Raw genomic sequence first — 15,025 nt, 5'->3', positions numbered from 1 at the left:
TGATGGATTTAATCTAAATTTCACGTTGGTCGTGTAAGATTAAGATATAAGGAGGGAGACTATGAAAATAGAAAAGAAATGGTTTCAAGATTTGACGAAAGAAGAGTTGTTTGAGATGTATCGCTTACGTATTGATATTTTTGTGGTAGAACAAAAATGTGCATATCAAGAGATTGATGATTTTGATTTATCAGCGTTGCATGTATTTGTTCGTGATGATGCAGGTGTTTTAGTCGGTTATGGGCGTGTTTATGACGCGGGTGACTTCAATACCTTTGGACGTGTTTTAATCTTGCCTAAACTGCGTAATCAAGCACTAGGATCAGTTCTCGTTCAAACGCTAATTGATACCATCAAGACAACCCTCAAAGATAAACCGATACAGATTCATGCGATCGCATCCCTTAAAAACTTTTATGAGAAAAGAGGGTTTAGAGCGATTGGACCGATCGTTGTTGAAGACGGAATTGAACACATTGATATGGAATATTGTGCTTAGCAATACAAGAATATGATTTAGCACTTTCTTGCTATTTGACCCATGAAAATCACGATATTTGCATACTGATAATTTGTATATTTGCTAATTTGGTATTTTTCATATTTGAGCATTGCATATTCCTAAAACCTAGCGTATAATAGGAAACATCAACAGGGATTATGTTGAAACACAATGCGCCCGTAGCTCAACTGGATAGAGCACTTGATTACGGCTCAAGAGGTTATGGATTCGACTTCTGTCGGGCGCGCCAAATAAAAAATAAAACACCTACTTTCGTAGGTGTTCTTTTTTTTATTGGTCCTGAGGTCTAAAGAGACGACGATAAATATAGAATAAGAATCGATCATAATAAGATACAATACGTTTGTTTGAGAGTGTATAAAGAATTACACCACACCAACTTAAAACAAGAAGAAGTCTTAGATAGAGATTATCAAGGTTAAATGTAATTGGAGCCATTAGTACGAGTAGATAAGTATGAAACATATAGATATTTAAAGAGTTCTTCCCAAAGCGTTTAAAGGGTGTCTTACGGTCAGGGACTAGGTTTAATAAAACATAAATACCCATAAATCCAAGACCATAGCGAATTAATGACAAGATAATAGGGTATCCCATTGTGGAAAAGAGTTCATGATAAGACCGATCTCCCCATAAAAATTCAGCAGGCAAGTTGAGTACGAAGGTGAAGAGGTAGGCTGCAGTCATGAGTAATGCGATAACAAGGAATGGATACCGTTTCGGTTGTGACTGTATCTCCTCAACTGTTTGGTGTGAGGTGAAATATCCTGCCAGGAAATAGGGCAAGAAGACAAGAACACGGGATAAGGTTAGATAGTCACCAAACTCCGTAAAAAGTCCTCCTATTACGCCAATAAACAAGCTGAGAGCGAAGATATCCTTAACTTGCAACAATGAGGGTAAGAGTAGCTTCCAAATAAACATAGCTAGAAGAAACCACATCGCCCATCCAGGTGTTAGAAAACTAAAAATTGGAAGTGCATCTGAAGTTTGCATTCCAAGTGGCATCATCTTCAACGAAGCCCATAATGTATTAAAGATAAAGAATGGAATAAAAAAATTGCGGAATGCGTCATTACGTCCTTTTTCGATATTCTTAGAAAGATACCCAGCAATAAAGACAAAAGCAGGCATATGAATCATATAAATCAAATTATAGATGAACTGAAGACTTTGAAAATCATGACGTAAAAATTCGAATCCATGTCCGAATACGACCAGCATTATAAGTATTCCCTTGAAATTATCGATCCAAAGGTATCGTTGTTTAAGTGTAGTCATAAAGCCTCCGATTTCCTCTATAATAACAAGATTCATACCGCAAGTCTATGAAATAGAAAAACTGCCGAAGCAGTTAAACACGAACCTTATAGACAACCTTAGAAATGGGATTATTACCTACGAGGTCATAACCCACCTTATGTGCTTCATGTTCAAAGAAAACAACAAAACTCTTGGGTGGTAGAGAACCTTCCGTACAATGTGTTAGGCAATCTCCAAACAAAATATCACCTGCTTCATCATAGTCAGTTTGATGAACGAGTTGATCTTTGTGTGTCATTTTAAAATATTCGGTACCTTCTAAAATGACATGTACATCAAAATAAACACGATGTAATTCATAAGACTTTTCTTCTTCAAGCCCGGTCTCAAAATTAATGAAGTTTTTAATTAAAGTTGATGAGGGCTCAGAAAGCGATGTTTGTATATCCTTCAATACCTCATCCAGTTCTGAGCTTAAACCAAGGTATAAATGTGCATTACTGATACGGTCGTAGATCATATTCAATCCTCCTTGACACCATCATACACAAGATTTCAATCTTGTTATTTAATTTTGTGCATTAGTGCCATAAACTATGTATTTCATGACATATCGCTTTGAACACGGAAGTATTTAAGTAAAATATTGATAGGGAAGGAAGTTTAATTCAACATAATAGATTTAAAACACCTTCTCAAATAATAATAGTGAGCATAAAACGTTACCATCAAGCACATCCCCTTGCATATAAATCGGCGGTTGATTTATGTCGTGTATTGATGCTCTTTATGTTCAACCTCTATTCAATCATTCCCAATGCAGAGTTTATCCATTCTTTGCAATTGATTGAATCATCCAAAGAGCACTGTGTCGGACAACGCAGTGCTTTTTTCGCATTATTTGAATGAATCAACCTGTATATTTGTCTAATTCTTCGTTTTACGTTGACAAGTTAGCGAACTGTTTGTACTATAAACAAAAAAGGAGATGATGATATGAAACGGATTGATTGTTTAGGCGAAATTTGTCCTTACCCAATGCTTTTACTCCAAAAAGAATATGATGCCTTATGTTCTGGAGAGTCTGTTTTATTGGTTACAGATCATCATTGTACTTTATCTGCCGTTGGTGTTTATTGTGATGCGCAAGGGTTTCGTTACAGCCCTGATGAGGTAATACCTGGTGTTTGGGAAATTACCATTACCGCAAAACAATAACGAAGTGCAATCAAAATCTTGAGGGGTTCTATGAAAGATTTAGAGAAGAAACAACGTTATGTTTATCTCGCAGCATTAATGATGCTGCTTTTTATTGTATTTGTAAGGGGTGGAGCTCGCATCAAAATGAGTCACGATACGTTGCGAAAGCCAGCGACGTCTGAATCGGATGTGATTGTGTTTCTGGTTACATCTGATGATACCCTAGATACCATTGCTGAGCGTCTTGAAGGGCAAGGGATAGTCCGTTCAAAAAAATTCTTCAATAAAGCAATCCAACGATCCACAACGAAAAACATTAAGCCAGGAAATTATTTTTTAGATCGTTCATCAACCTATGAGGAACTTGCAAGCCAATTAACCAATCCGGAAAACAAAGTTGGACGCGAAGTTGATATCACATTTCTTCCTAATGATTGGGCTAAAGATTTTGCATTGAAAATTGGTAGCATTACCAACCTCAAAGTAGATGATATTTTATCGGCTTGGAGTGATCCAGTGTACTTAAAATCCTTAAGCACGGACTATCCGTTTTTAACTGAAGCTGTGTTAAACCCATCGTTAAATGTTGGTTTGGAAGGGTATCTTACCCCTGAAACCTATCGTTTCTTTACCCAAACAACCGTTGATGCGGTTACACGAAGACTTTTAGACCAAACCCTTGCGTTCTACCAAGAACACAAATCTTTATTTGAATCTCAAAAACTCAAGATCCATGAAATCTATACACTGGCTTCAATTATTAATTTTGAAACCGAAAATTTTGATGATATGAAACGGGTCTCCGGTGTATTTTATAATCGACTCCAATCGGAAATGCCCTTACAATCCAGTGTTACCGTCTGTTATGCATTGTATGAATATGAAACGTGGCAACAATGTGAATCGAATACAGATATTGATTCTAAATTTAATACATATCAACATTTGGGACTTCCTATTGGTCCGGTTATGAATCCATCTCAAAATGCCCTCTTAGCTGCAATGGATCCGGAAAGACACCAGTATTATTATTTTGTGGGTGATATGAAACATCATGATGTTTATTTTGCGGAAACGTTATCAGAACATGAGTATAATGTGGAAACATACGTCGATCCATATCGTTAAAAAAGAGCAGTAATTAATCTGCTCTTTTTTAACATTTCGTCGCATCAACTTGATCTTCAATATAACGCATAATTTCCAAGTGTTCTTCCATATTTTCGTCTGTAATATTTTTACGGATGAGATGGTACTCTGACATAAACTCAAATCCTTCAAGTTTAATAATTTTAAGTTGTTTATTATAAACTTCTTTTTTAATAGACATGTAGGGCAAGAATGCCAGGCCGAATCCACGCACGGTTGATGTTTTAATGGATTCAGTTGTATCCAATTCATAAGGGATGCGTAATCTTGATTCATCAACATGACATTTCTCAAGTTGTTGGCTGAGTAACCGACGGCACTTCTGGGACTTCTTCAACATCAATACTTGATATTCATAAAGTTCTTCAACCGTTAAGGTATCTGGAACATCTAAATCCGTACTTGCGACTAGGTAGTATGGATCTTGAATTAAAGGACGACAATAAAGGGATTCATCAAGGGGCGTTCCGATGATAAAACCGATGTCTGCCTTTCCTTCTACAATTTGATTTTCAATTTCAATACTGGACGCGGCTTTCATTTCTAAATCATAGGATTCAAAATTTTCTTTGATGCTGTGGATGGTGCAAGGAAGGGCATAAGCATATACAATTGGTGTTGCCATGATATTAATGCGATGATTTTTATCATGTTTAAGGTTTTCAACTTCTTTGATCATTTTATCGTGACATGAAATCAATCGTGTTGCATATTTTAAAACGACTTCGCCTTCATCCGTGAGCGCCACCCCTTTGTGGGTCCGTTCAAAAAGCGTACAGTCAAGGTGGGTTTCCATTGCTTTGATTTGTTGACTCAATGCGGGTTGAGAGATATTCGCAAGTTCCGCAGCACGTGTGATGCTTTTATATTTTGCGACATCTACAAATGCCCGATAAAAACTAATATTCATGAGGATTCTCCTTGTGTAATTTAGATAATTATATCACAAGGCTCTTGATTTGGTTTATCAACCAATAAGTAATTGTTATGGCATAAACAGATTTTTAAGTGTTTTATCAGAAAAGATATAAACCTTGTGAAATGTGTTGTTTTCTAACAAATATTCCCAATCTTAATATCAAATAAACACACTTTTGAGCTAACTTCGGTATAATAAAAGAAAAAGGAGTCTTTATGGAAAAACAACGCTGCGAGTGGGCGAATCGTAATCCCTTAGAAATGATGTATCACGATACAGAATGGGGTCGTAAGTCTGAAGATGATCGCTATTTATTTGAAATGTTGATTTTAGAAGGTATGCAAAGTGGTTTAAGTTGGACCACGATTATTGCGAAACGTGATGGGATGCGCGAAGCCTTTGTGAATTTCGAACCGGCACGACTTATCCGTTTTACTGAAGAGGATGTAGAACGTCTTGTTTTAAATCCGAATATTATCCGTCACCGTCTTAAAATTCAGGCAGTCATATCCAATGCACACGCGTATTATAAACTCACTGATGAACATGATAGTTTGGCAAAGTTTTTATGGCATTATGTTGACTACAAACCAATCATCAATCATTACAATAATATGTCAGAAGTTCCTGCATCCACACCACTATCAATTCAAATCAGTAAAGATTTAAAGAAACTGGGATTTAAGTTTGTCGGTCCAACGACAATTTATGCTCTCATGCAAGCTGTGGGCATGGTAGATGATCATTTAGAAGACTGTTTTCTTAAAATACATGAATAGGGAAAAAAAGATCCACGTAATCGTGGGTCTTTTTAGGCTCCAAAAAAGAAAATTAAGGAAGCAATCATAAAGGCAATTAAAATCCAGTAGATAAGCATCGCTACCACTTGCTTTTTTGTATCGCTCCATTCTTTCGCATCGACGTAGAAAATCGCAATACATCCGATAACAACTTCAAATAATACTTCTAACATCGTTCCCCTCCCATAATAGATATATTATAAAGCATAGGTTTATGAAAACGTTATCCACTCGTTCATTTTTTAGTGAATTTAAGATATGCGTTCAGGGCATTCACGGTCGTTACGGTTAGATTTTCTGGTAATTCATCAAGGGGAAACCAACCCATACCACCCAATGCGTCGGGTTCCATTAAACATGGATTGCCATCGGTAATGTGTGCAAGATATGTTGGTGCAACAAAGTGTACGGCTTCTTCAATCAAAATATGATTGGTCGCACACAAAAGCTGATCCAATTGGATCTCTAGATTGAGTTCTTCTTTAATTTCGCGTTTTACCGCATCTTCCAAGGTTTCATAGAGTTCAACTTTTCCACCAGGTAAGCTCCAGTGATCTTTTTCTGGACTTTTTTTTCGTAGAACAAGCAAGACTTCTCCTTCTTGCATAATCATGGCACCTACGCCAACACGGGGTTCACTTTGTATCATCACTATCTCCTTGTTATTACTTCAAGTATACCGCATCTTAAATTGTTTGTGAGTGAATATCACGAGTTCGGTCAAGGGTAAACGGTGAGAGGGGTACTTTATCCATGCACTCTTTGGTATAATAATAAGAGAACGTTTCAAGCTTACTTGAAATGAATGAGGAGGATCTATGGACTTAAATACAAAAGTAGAATCAGTTTTTGAAGATTATAAACGTGATTTGGAACGCCTTGTATCCATCGCAAGTGTTCTTGACGAAGAAGGTCAAAAACCATTTGGACAAGAAATCCAAAAAGCACTTGAAGAAGTGTTAGCGATTGCGAAGGAAATGGGCTTTAATACATTTATCGACCCAGAAGGCTATTACGGTTATGCGGAAATTGGTGAAGGTGAGGAAATGTTTGGTGTGTTGGGACACATGGACGTTGTTCCTGCTGGAAATCTTGCATCATGGAATACGAATCCTTTTGAATTGGTTGAGAAAGACGGTATGTTATTTGGACGTGGGACTTCTGATGATAAGGGACCAACTTTAGCCGCTATGTATGCATTGAAAATGTTGTTGGATGAAGGGAAGTCTTTAAACCAACGTGTACGCTTTATTTTTGGTACGGATGAAGAATCCTTGTGGCGTTGTATGAATGCTTATGTTGCGAAGGAAGAACTTCCATCACAAGGATTTACACCTGATTCATCATTCCCTTTGATTTATGCGGAAAAAGGTTTGATTGAGTTTACACTCACAACACATCAAATTACCGACATTCAATTTAATGGTGGGGGTGCATTGAATGCAGTACCTGCTGAAGCATCAACGTCATTTGATGCAGAAGTAGTGAAAGCCTTGGATGAATTGGGTTATCCTTATGAAATTAAGGATGATGTAATTACTGTTACGGGTAAAGCGATGCATGCCCAAGTTGCCGATCAAGGTGAAAATGCAATTACGCATTTAGCTCATGCATTGTATACAGCGGGAAAACGCAGTGAAATGATCGATTTTATTGTGGAAAAATGCTTAGATCCAAATGGTAAACTCATCTTTGGTGATGTTTATGATGATGTATCCGGAAAATTAATGCTTAATGTTGGGAAAGTAAGTTTTAAAGAAAACATCCAAGAAATTGGAATTGATATTCGTTTCCCTGTTACGTATCCAAAAGAAGAAGTCGAAACAAATCTTAAGAAAGCAGCACACGCACATTCTGTTGTCGTGGAATTGTTTGACTATCTAAAATCCATTTATGTGGAAAAAGATTCTGATTTTATTCAAAGTCTCATGGGTGCATATCAAAGTGTTACAGGTGATATGGAATCTGAACCAAAGACAAGTGGTGGTGCAACCTATGCGCGAGCTATGGATAATGTCGTAGCATTTGGTGCCATTTTACCAGGTGGGTTGAAGACAGAACATCAACCAAACGAATGCATTAGTATTAAAGATATGAAAGTTGCGATGGCGGTTTATGCACAAGCATTCTTAAATCTTGTTATTAAATAAATAGAACTTAGTAGGGGAAAATAAAAGTATGAGTGAAACAAAAAAACGTTTTAAAATGCCTACGTCTTATACAATCGTGTTTTTTGCTTTGGTTATCACAGCGATATTGAGTTATGTTGTACCTCAATCCGTTTTTGATAAAGAAGCGGGAAGTATTGTATTTAACGCGGCATTTGGTGAACACGGTGAGATTATCCGTGGTGTGGGTTTAAGACCGTTTGGATTTTGGGATGTCTTAATGGCTCCGATTCAAGGATTTCAAGCAGCAAGTGATGTTGCTATTGGGATCTTATGTGCCGGTGGTTTCTTAAATGTGTTAAATCATGTTGGCGCTTTGGATGCAGGTATTGGTCGTATTCTAGAGCGTTTTGAAGGAAATGTCTTAATTGCAGTGATGATGTTTATTTTTGCTGTATTAGGAACTTCATTTGGTTTCTGGGAAGAAATTACAGCGTTCTCAGTTGTTATTGTGCCAATGTTTGTCCTTGCAGGATATGATGTAATGACCGGTTTGGGTGTTCTCTTTATTGGGGCAACAATTGGTAATATGTCCAGTCTTGTGAATCCATTTTCAACTGGGGCTGCTGTTGCGGCAATTGGAAATCCAGATCTTACAATTGGATCAGGAATTGTATTACGTTCAATTATCTTTTTAGCCCTTTATGTTGTTGGGACGATGTTGATGATTCGTTATGCATCACGTGTTAAAAAGAATCCTGAAAAATCAGTATTGGCTGATTGTGAAGGTGTGAATACACTTGTGGATAAAAATGAATCGCTACCTGAGTTCACGACACAACGTAAATGGTCAGCATTGGTATTGATTCTAATCGTAGTTGTCATCATTCTCGGATACTTCCCTTGGGAAGAAATTGCGGGTGTTGGTGTTGCGAATGCAGTGAATAGTCCATTTACAGCTCTTGCGAAAGTTCCGGTATTGGGATCAATTCTGGGAGCAGGTCATGTTTCAAGACTTGGAACATGGGGCTTTAATGAGTTTGCATTCCTCTTTGTATTGGGTGCATTCTTACTTAAATTTATTAATAAAATGTCTGAGACAGAATTCTTAGATGTATTTATCGATGGAATGAAAGATTTATTTGGTGTTGTGGTTGTGCTTGCGATTGCACGTGGGATTGCAATTATCATGGGAAGTTCAAGCGAAGGAATGTCAATTACCTTTATCTATTGGATTTCAGGAGCATTAAGTGCAGTACCAACATGGGTGTTTGGTTTATTTGCGATTGCATCATATGTTCTTATTGGTGTATTCCTTCAATCCACAAGTGGTGTTGCTGGGATTTCAATGCCAATCCTTGGAGCCGTAGCTTCTGCAGTCTTTGCGGCAAGTGCAATTGGTGAATCGGGTGGTCAAATTATTTTAATTAGTGCCTTTGTGGCCGGAATTACCTTTATGGCTGCGATTTATCCAAGTGCAACGCTGATGGGAACACTTGAGTTTGTGAATGTTCCTTATGATAAATATCTTAAATTCACACTTCGCATTTTATCAGTCTTATTAATTGTCGCTGCGGTTATTATATCCGTTGCCTCCGCAGTTGGATTTGTAAAATAGAACGAGGAAAATACAATGAACCTAAATTTTAAAAAGTTTACAGCAGAACATATTCCTGCTTATTACAGATGGCGTAATGATCCGGAGGTCGCAATTTTTGACCAGTCTCAATTTCTAAGACCGATGTCATTTGAAGAAGTTGAAACATGGAGTCAAATTATGGTTGATGGGATGACTTATGTAATTTGTGATGGTGACAAACCGATTGGAACCTGCGCATTTATGAATCTTGATCAACGTAATCGTCATGCAGAACTTGCGATTGTGATTGGAGACAAAGACTATTGGGGGAAAGGCTATGGGAAACTGATCATGGCTCAACTGATTGAGTGGGGCTTTGAAGGGCTTAATCTTAATCGTCTTTATCTTCATGTGTTTGATTTCAATAAACGCGCTATCGCGCTCTATGAAAAAATGGGGTTTGTTGAAGAAGGAAGAATGCGTGAAATGCTTTATCGCAATGGTAAGTATCACGATGTGCTTTGCTATGGTTTATTAAAATCAGAGTTAAAATAAGAAAAGACGCTAGGAATAGCGTCTTTTTTTAGTAACTTCGATTATTTTTCGAGAATGTAAGATATACTCGAATATTCAAAATTAAAATTGATAAAAAACACAAGAAGAATAATGGTGGAATGGACCAAGAAGCAAAAATCGTCTTGCTTATAAAATCGTAGTAAATTCCAAATGGTATAACAAAATGCACGATAAAGGTAATTACAAAGATTATGAAACATAAAGCGATGTGAAGCTTATAATCTCGATAGAGATCAAATATAGATTCGTGATGCATTGAAATCCCCCCCTTTTGTACTTCTTATTCTACACTGTAATCTTCAAGAATACGTACGGAAAGTTCGATAATAAACTCTTCTTCAGTTTTAACCGTAATCTCATTAATTAGGAGTTTCTCAAAGAAAGCTTCATCGAGATTAAAGTTATGTTTATCAGCATATGTGATCATCGCATCATACCCAACGGATAAGGTATCATACGATCCATGATGATAGTAGGTAAGATAGGTTCCACCAGGCTTTTCATAGAGTTCTACATGATCCAAATCTCCGAGTGAAATTGCATACAAGTAATCCAATTCTCGATATCGTTTTTCAAGAATTGCTTGTTTAGACGTAATAGACCCTACGTAATTCGTAAAGGTGATGCCATTATCAATACAAAAATTAACGTATGCCTTAAGAAAACTATGCGGATCCGAACTAACCGTCTGTCTACTGATAATAAGTGATTCCGGCTCAAGTACTTTGACTTCGCATACATTAGCGCTTGAATGTGCGGCTAAATCCATCAAATCCAGTGTATGTTTTATGAAACTTTGGCTTAGTTTTAATCTCTGGATCTGTTCATCAATTTTTTGGTTTCTTTGTGATAGAATATGAGTAAGGTTCTCGGGGGAACGAACATCCAGATATTCTTTGATATCTGTGAGTGGCATTCCTAAATCTTTAAGGAATGTGATGACAATAAAAGCATAATACTGATGATAGGCATAGTATCGGTAGCCATTTTGATCGGTGAATTCCGGTTTAAATAAATCGATTTCATCGTAGTAAAATAAAACATGTTTCGGTACATGGCATATTTTTGCGAATTGCCCGGTAGTAAGTTTATCCTTTTTTATGCTCATTATGCGTTTTCTCCTTGACTATAAGGTTACCTTATACCTTATTATAGTTCAGTTGCAAAAAAATGTACAGGAGGTAAAACTATGAGATTAATTATTAGATATTTAAAGAAATATAAGATGTTATTTCTATTAAATATTGTCGCAATTCTGGCCTTTGCGCTTGTTGAGTTGGGAATACCAACAATCATGGGAACCATGATTAATGAGGGTGTGGGTACACAGAATATGGACTTAATTAAGAGCCAAGGTTTCTTGCTCCTTGGAGTTGCCATTCTTGGAGGTTTGGGGACAATCTTACTTAACTATACGTCGAGTCGTATTGCTACACGTATCACTCGCGATATTCGTAACGATATGTTTGAAAAATCTCAAGAATTTTCACACTCTGAGTATAATGAAATCGGGGTATCATCTTTAATTACACGTGTTTCTAATGATGTATACCAATTACAATTATTTGTTCAAATGTTATTACGTATGGGGCTGCATGCACCCTTTATGATTTTATTCAGTTCGGTAATGATTTATCGTACCAATCAACGTCTTGCGCTTGTGATGGCGGGAAGTGTTCCTTTTATTCTAATCGTAGTAGGAATTGTTGGTAAATTATCTGGACCCTTAAGTCGAAAACAACAAAAACTTATGGATACACTAAATCGTGTTACCCGTGAGAATATTACCGGTGTGCGTGTTATTCGTGCATTCCGTAAGGATAAACATGAAACAGCACGTTTCCAAAAAATTAATAAAGACTATGCAGATGTATCTAAAAAACTATTCCGTGTTATGTCACGGGCAGAACCACTGTTCTTCTTTATTCTGGAATTATCAGTACTAACCATTATGTGGACAGCATCAGGAATGGTTGAAGCAGGAACTTTGGAAGTGGGTTCGATTGTTGCCTTCTTAGAATATCAATTCCATGCTTTATTCTCATTACTATTGTTCTCAGTTGTATTTATCATGTATCCTCGTGCTGCTGTAAGTGCACGTCGTATTGAAGAAATTTTAAATACAGAACCAATTATTAAAAATCCAGAAAATGGCGTACATGAAGGCTCTGAAGAAACGTCAATTGTCTTTGATCATGTTGATTTCGCATATCCAGATGGTGAAGCGAATGTTTTAGAAAATCTAAATTTTAGTGCTAAAAAAGGTGAAACTATAGCCTTTATTGGTTCTACGGGTTCAGGGAAATCAACTCTGATTAATCTTATCGTTCGTTTTTATGATGTGACTAAAGGTCGTGTCTTGGTGAATGGTGTTGATGTGCGTGAATGGGATCTTTATGCCTTACGTTATAAAGTAGGGTTTATTCCACAAAAATCACTCTTGTTTAGCGGTAGTATTTCTCAAAATATTCGTTATGGGAAAGAATCTGCAGATGATCATGAAGTTGAAGAGAGTGCAGAACTTGCATCTGCTAAGGACTTCATTGAACAAAAACCGGATAAATATAATGAATGGATTAGCGAAGGTGGATCAAACGTATCTGGTGGACAAAAACAACGTCTAAGCATTGCGCGTGCACTTGTACGTAAACCTGAGATTTATATCTTTGACGATAGCTTCTCAGCGCTTGATTATAAGACCGATGCTTTAATTCGAAAGAACTTAAAAGAAGAAACAAAAGATGCAATTATGTTGGTTGTCGCACAGCGCATTAGTTCAATTGTGGATGCAGACCGTATTATTGTATTAAATGAAGGAAAAATTGTTGGACAAGGGACTCATTTAGAATTAATCAAGAATTGTCCAATTTACATTCAAATTGCAGAGTCTCAATTCAGTGAAAAGGAGATGGCAAAGTATGAAAAGTTATAAAAAACTCTGGCGTTTTCTAAAGCCTTATAAACTCAAACTTACAGGAGCGGTCTTATGTCTTCTTGTTGCTGCTGTCTTAACGGCTGCTGCACCAATGATTGAAGGATTTGTGACAACGCAACTTGCAAGTGATGTGAAAGATATTAGTTTAAATGTTGCGGGTGCGCACATTCAATTTGATGTGATTATTCGTATCATTAGTATTCTATTTGTAATTTATGTTACCAATGCATTATCACGTTTATTTCTTCAATACTTAATTTCAGATGCTATTCAATCAGCAGTTTATGATATGCGTATGGAAGTGAAGAAGAAAATGGAGCGTCTCCCTGTAAGTTATTTTGATAAACATTCTGCAGGGGATTTGATGGCACGTATGTCTACGGATATTGAAGCTTTATCAGGTGCTCTCCAGCAATCCTTTTCGCAAGTTGTCATGGCTGTGCTTGGAATTATCTTTGCGGTAATCCTTATGATTTCCATTGACTTTACAATGGCTCTTGTTGGGATTGCGATTATTCCGCTAAGTATTCTTGTTGCGCGTTTTATTATGAAACGTTCACAAGTACTCTTTACTCGACAACAAGAAGTTTTAGGAAACATGTTCTCGGTAGTTCAAGAAAAATTTACGGGTTTTAATGAAATTAAACTTTATAACTATCAAGAAAATGCGACCGCTGATTTCCGTAAAGCTAACGAAGAATTGTGTGAAAACGGATTTAAAGCAAACTTTTTCTCAGGGTTAATGACACCAAGTGTTTCGATGATTACTTATATTGCGATTGCACTTGCTGTTTATATGGGTGCTATTCGTATTATTGAAGGTGCTATGGCTGTAGGAGCTTTACAAGCCTTTATTCGTTATATCTGGCAAGTAAACCAACCCTTATCCCAAATTACGCAAATGGCTCCAACCATTCAAGCATCAATTGCGGCAATGGATCGTGTCTTTGAATATTTGGAAGAACCGGATGATGTTTACGATATTGAAAATCCCGTTGAAATAGATGACTATGAAGGCTCAGTTTCGTTTGAAAATGTCTATTTTGGATACGGTGAAAAACCAGTGATTCAAGATTTATCCGTCGAAATTAAGCCTGGAGAAATGGTTGCGATTGTCGGACCAACAGGTGCTGGGAAGACTACGATTATCAACCTACTCATGCGTTTCTATGATGTAAATGATGGATCAATCAAAATTGATGGTGTCGACATTCGTGATATGAAACGTGACGATCTTCGTTCACTGTTTGGAATGGTCCTTCAGGACACATGGCTCTTTAGTGGAAAAATTAAAGAAAATATTGCCTATGGTAAACCGGATGCAACCGATGAAGAAATCATCGATGCAGCGAAACGAACCAATGTGCACCACTTTATCACAACCTTACCAAATGGTTATGACATGGTATTAAATGAAGAGTCTTCAAATATCTCAAATGGAGAAAAACAATTAATTACGATTGCACGAGCACTGTTAAGTGATCCGAAAATCTTAATTCTTGATGAAGCGACCAGTTCTGTTGATACACGACTCGATGCAATGATTCAAGAAGCGATGGCTGAATTAATGAAAGGTCGCACAAGTTTTGTGATTGCGCACCGTCTTTCAACCATTAAAAATGCCGATAAAATTCTTGTTGTTAAAGATGGGAATATTATTGAAATGGGAAATCATGATGAATTGATGAGTAAAGGTGGTTTTTATGCCGATCTTTATAACAGTCAGTTTGCAGATAACGAAGAATAAGAACTTTAGTTTTGAGACTGTTGACGAATGTCAGCAGTCTTTTTTTATGTCTATAAATTATATTTTGTAGTGGTATAAAATTATTTTATAGGCATAAAAACGTTGTATTGGTAGGCTTTGCGTTATCGTCCTATAATGAAGTCAAGAAATGATAGCGCTATCATTCTTTGTATATTTATTTTTGATCATCCCGACACCGGGAAGATGTCAAAACATAGAAAGGGCA

General features: G+C 36.8%; 15 protein-coding genes and 1 tRNA gene. 10 read left to right on the top strand and 6 right to left on the bottom strand.

Translation table 11 applies throughout. The annotated features are described in order from the left end of the window. Positions 1-61 precede the first annotated feature (61 nt). Positions 62-499: a GNAT family N-acetyltransferase gene (locus LLS04_RS01965; RefSeq protein WP_323611639.1), complete on the top strand. Its 438-nt coding sequence runs from the start codon at positions 62-64 to the stop codon at positions 497-499. 176 nt (positions 500-675) lie between these two features. Next, positions 676-752 (top strand) — tRNA-Arg (locus LLS04_RS01960). 41 nt (positions 753-793) lie between these two features. Here LLS04_RS01960 and LLS04_RS01955 read toward each other — a convergent pair. Together LLS04_RS01955 and LLS04_RS01950 are read right to left on the bottom strand one after the other, a co-directional pair. Beyond that, positions 794-1,804: an acyltransferase family protein gene (locus tag LLS04_RS01955; RefSeq protein WP_323611637.1), complete on the bottom strand. Its 1,011-nt coding sequence runs from the start codon at positions 1,802-1,804 to the stop codon at positions 794-796. A 73-nt stretch (positions 1,805-1,877) separates the two neighbouring features. Beyond that, complete coding sequence (locus LLS04_RS01950; RefSeq protein WP_323611636.1) at positions 1,878-2,306, bottom strand: YhcH/YjgK/YiaL family protein; 429 nt, start codon at positions 2,304-2,306, stop codon at positions 1,878-1,880. 476 nt (positions 2,307-2,782) lie between these two features. Between LLS04_RS01950 and LLS04_RS01945 the strand changes: the two genes are divergently transcribed. Then, positions 2,783-3,004, top strand: coding sequence for a sulfurtransferase TusA family protein (locus LLS04_RS01945; RefSeq protein WP_125164046.1), 222 nt, complete (start codon positions 2,783-2,785; stop codon positions 3,002-3,004). A 30-nt stretch (positions 3,005-3,034) separates the two neighbouring features. Then, the gene (mltG, locus tag LLS04_RS01940; RefSeq protein WP_323611635.1) at positions 3,035-4,114 is read left to right on the top strand and encodes an endolytic transglycosylase MltG; all 1,080 of its coding nucleotides are present in this window, start codon (positions 3,035-3,037) and stop codon (positions 4,112-4,114) included. A 28-nt stretch (positions 4,115-4,142) separates the two neighbouring features. On the opposite strand, the gene LLS04_RS01935 is transcribed toward mltG, so the two are convergent. Continuing rightward, entirely contained in the window at positions 4,143-5,045 is a 903-nt protein-coding gene (locus LLS04_RS01935) for a LysR family transcriptional regulator (protein WP_323611633.1), read from the bottom strand. Positions 5,046-5,269: 224 nt separating this feature from the next. On the opposite strand from LLS04_RS01935, the gene LLS04_RS01930 reads away from it, so the two are divergent. After that, complete coding sequence (locus LLS04_RS01930; RefSeq protein WP_323611631.1) at positions 5,270-5,833, top strand: DNA-3-methyladenine glycosylase I; 564 nt, start codon at positions 5,270-5,272, stop codon at positions 5,831-5,833. Positions 5,834-5,865: 32 nt separating this feature from the next. On the opposite strand, the gene LLS04_RS01925 is transcribed toward LLS04_RS01930, so the two are convergent. Next, on the bottom strand, positions 5,866-6,027 hold the full coding sequence (locus tag LLS04_RS01925; RefSeq protein ID WP_323611630.1) for an amino acid permease: 162 nt from the start codon (positions 6,025-6,027) through the stop codon (positions 5,866-5,868). A gap of 62 nt (positions 6,028-6,089) precedes the next feature. Continuing rightward, the gene (locus tag LLS04_RS01920) at positions 6,090-6,503 is read right to left on the bottom strand and encodes an NUDIX hydrolase (protein ID WP_323611629.1); all 414 of its coding nucleotides are present in this window, start codon (positions 6,501-6,503) and stop codon (positions 6,090-6,092) included. A gap of 169 nt (positions 6,504-6,672) precedes the next feature. On the opposite strand from LLS04_RS01920, the gene LLS04_RS01915 reads away from it, so the two are divergent. Genes LLS04_RS01915 through LLS04_RS01905 form a run of 3 tightly spaced genes read left to right on the top strand, consistent with a single transcriptional unit; the run spans position 6,673 to position 10,096 of the window. After that, positions 6,673-8,004: a Sapep family Mn(2+)-dependent dipeptidase gene (locus LLS04_RS01915; protein ID WP_323611628.1), complete on the top strand. Its 1,332-nt coding sequence runs from the start codon at positions 6,673-6,675 to the stop codon at positions 8,002-8,004. A 28-nt stretch (positions 8,005-8,032) separates the two neighbouring features. Then, positions 8,033-9,580, top strand: a complete 1,548-nt coding sequence (locus tag LLS04_RS01910) for a YfcC family protein (RefSeq protein ID WP_323611627.1) — start codon at positions 8,033-8,035, stop codon at positions 9,578-9,580. 15 nt (positions 9,581-9,595) lie between these two features. Continuing rightward, on the top strand, positions 9,596-10,096 hold the full coding sequence (locus LLS04_RS01905; protein ID WP_323611626.1) for a GNAT family N-acetyltransferase: 501 nt from the start codon (positions 9,596-9,598) through the stop codon (positions 10,094-10,096). A 301-nt stretch (positions 10,097-10,397) separates the two neighbouring features. Here the strand turns inward: LLS04_RS01905 and LLS04_RS01900 are convergent, their stop codons facing one another. Further along, the gene (locus tag LLS04_RS01900) at positions 10,398-11,225 is read right to left on the bottom strand and encodes a MerR family transcriptional regulator (RefSeq protein WP_323611624.1); all 828 of its coding nucleotides are present in this window, start codon (positions 11,223-11,225) and stop codon (positions 10,398-10,400) included. A gap of 81 nt (positions 11,226-11,306) precedes the next feature. Here LLS04_RS01900 and LLS04_RS01895 point away from each other — a divergent pair, with 81 nt between their 5' ends. Both LLS04_RS01895 and LLS04_RS01890 read left to right on the top strand, forming a co-directional pair. Then, complete coding sequence (locus LLS04_RS01895) at positions 11,307-13,049, top strand: ABC transporter ATP-binding protein (protein ID WP_323611623.1); 1,743 nt, start codon at positions 11,307-11,309, stop codon at positions 13,047-13,049. Continuing rightward, on the top strand, positions 13,036-14,799 hold the full coding sequence (locus LLS04_RS01890; protein ID WP_323611622.1) for an ABC transporter ATP-binding protein: 1,764 nt from the start codon (positions 13,036-13,038) through the stop codon (positions 14,797-14,799). The genes LLS04_RS01895 and LLS04_RS01890 overlap by 14 nt, the downstream gene beginning before the upstream one ends. Positions 14,800-15,025: the final 226 nt, after the last annotated feature.

Source organism: Erysipelothrix enhydrae, assembly GCF_035066605.1.
Lineage (GTDB): Bacteria > Bacillota_I > Bacilli_A > Erysipelotrichales > Erysipelotrichaceae > Erysipelothrix > Erysipelothrix amsterdamensis.
This window is presented reverse-complemented; position numbering and strand designations above follow the sequence as displayed.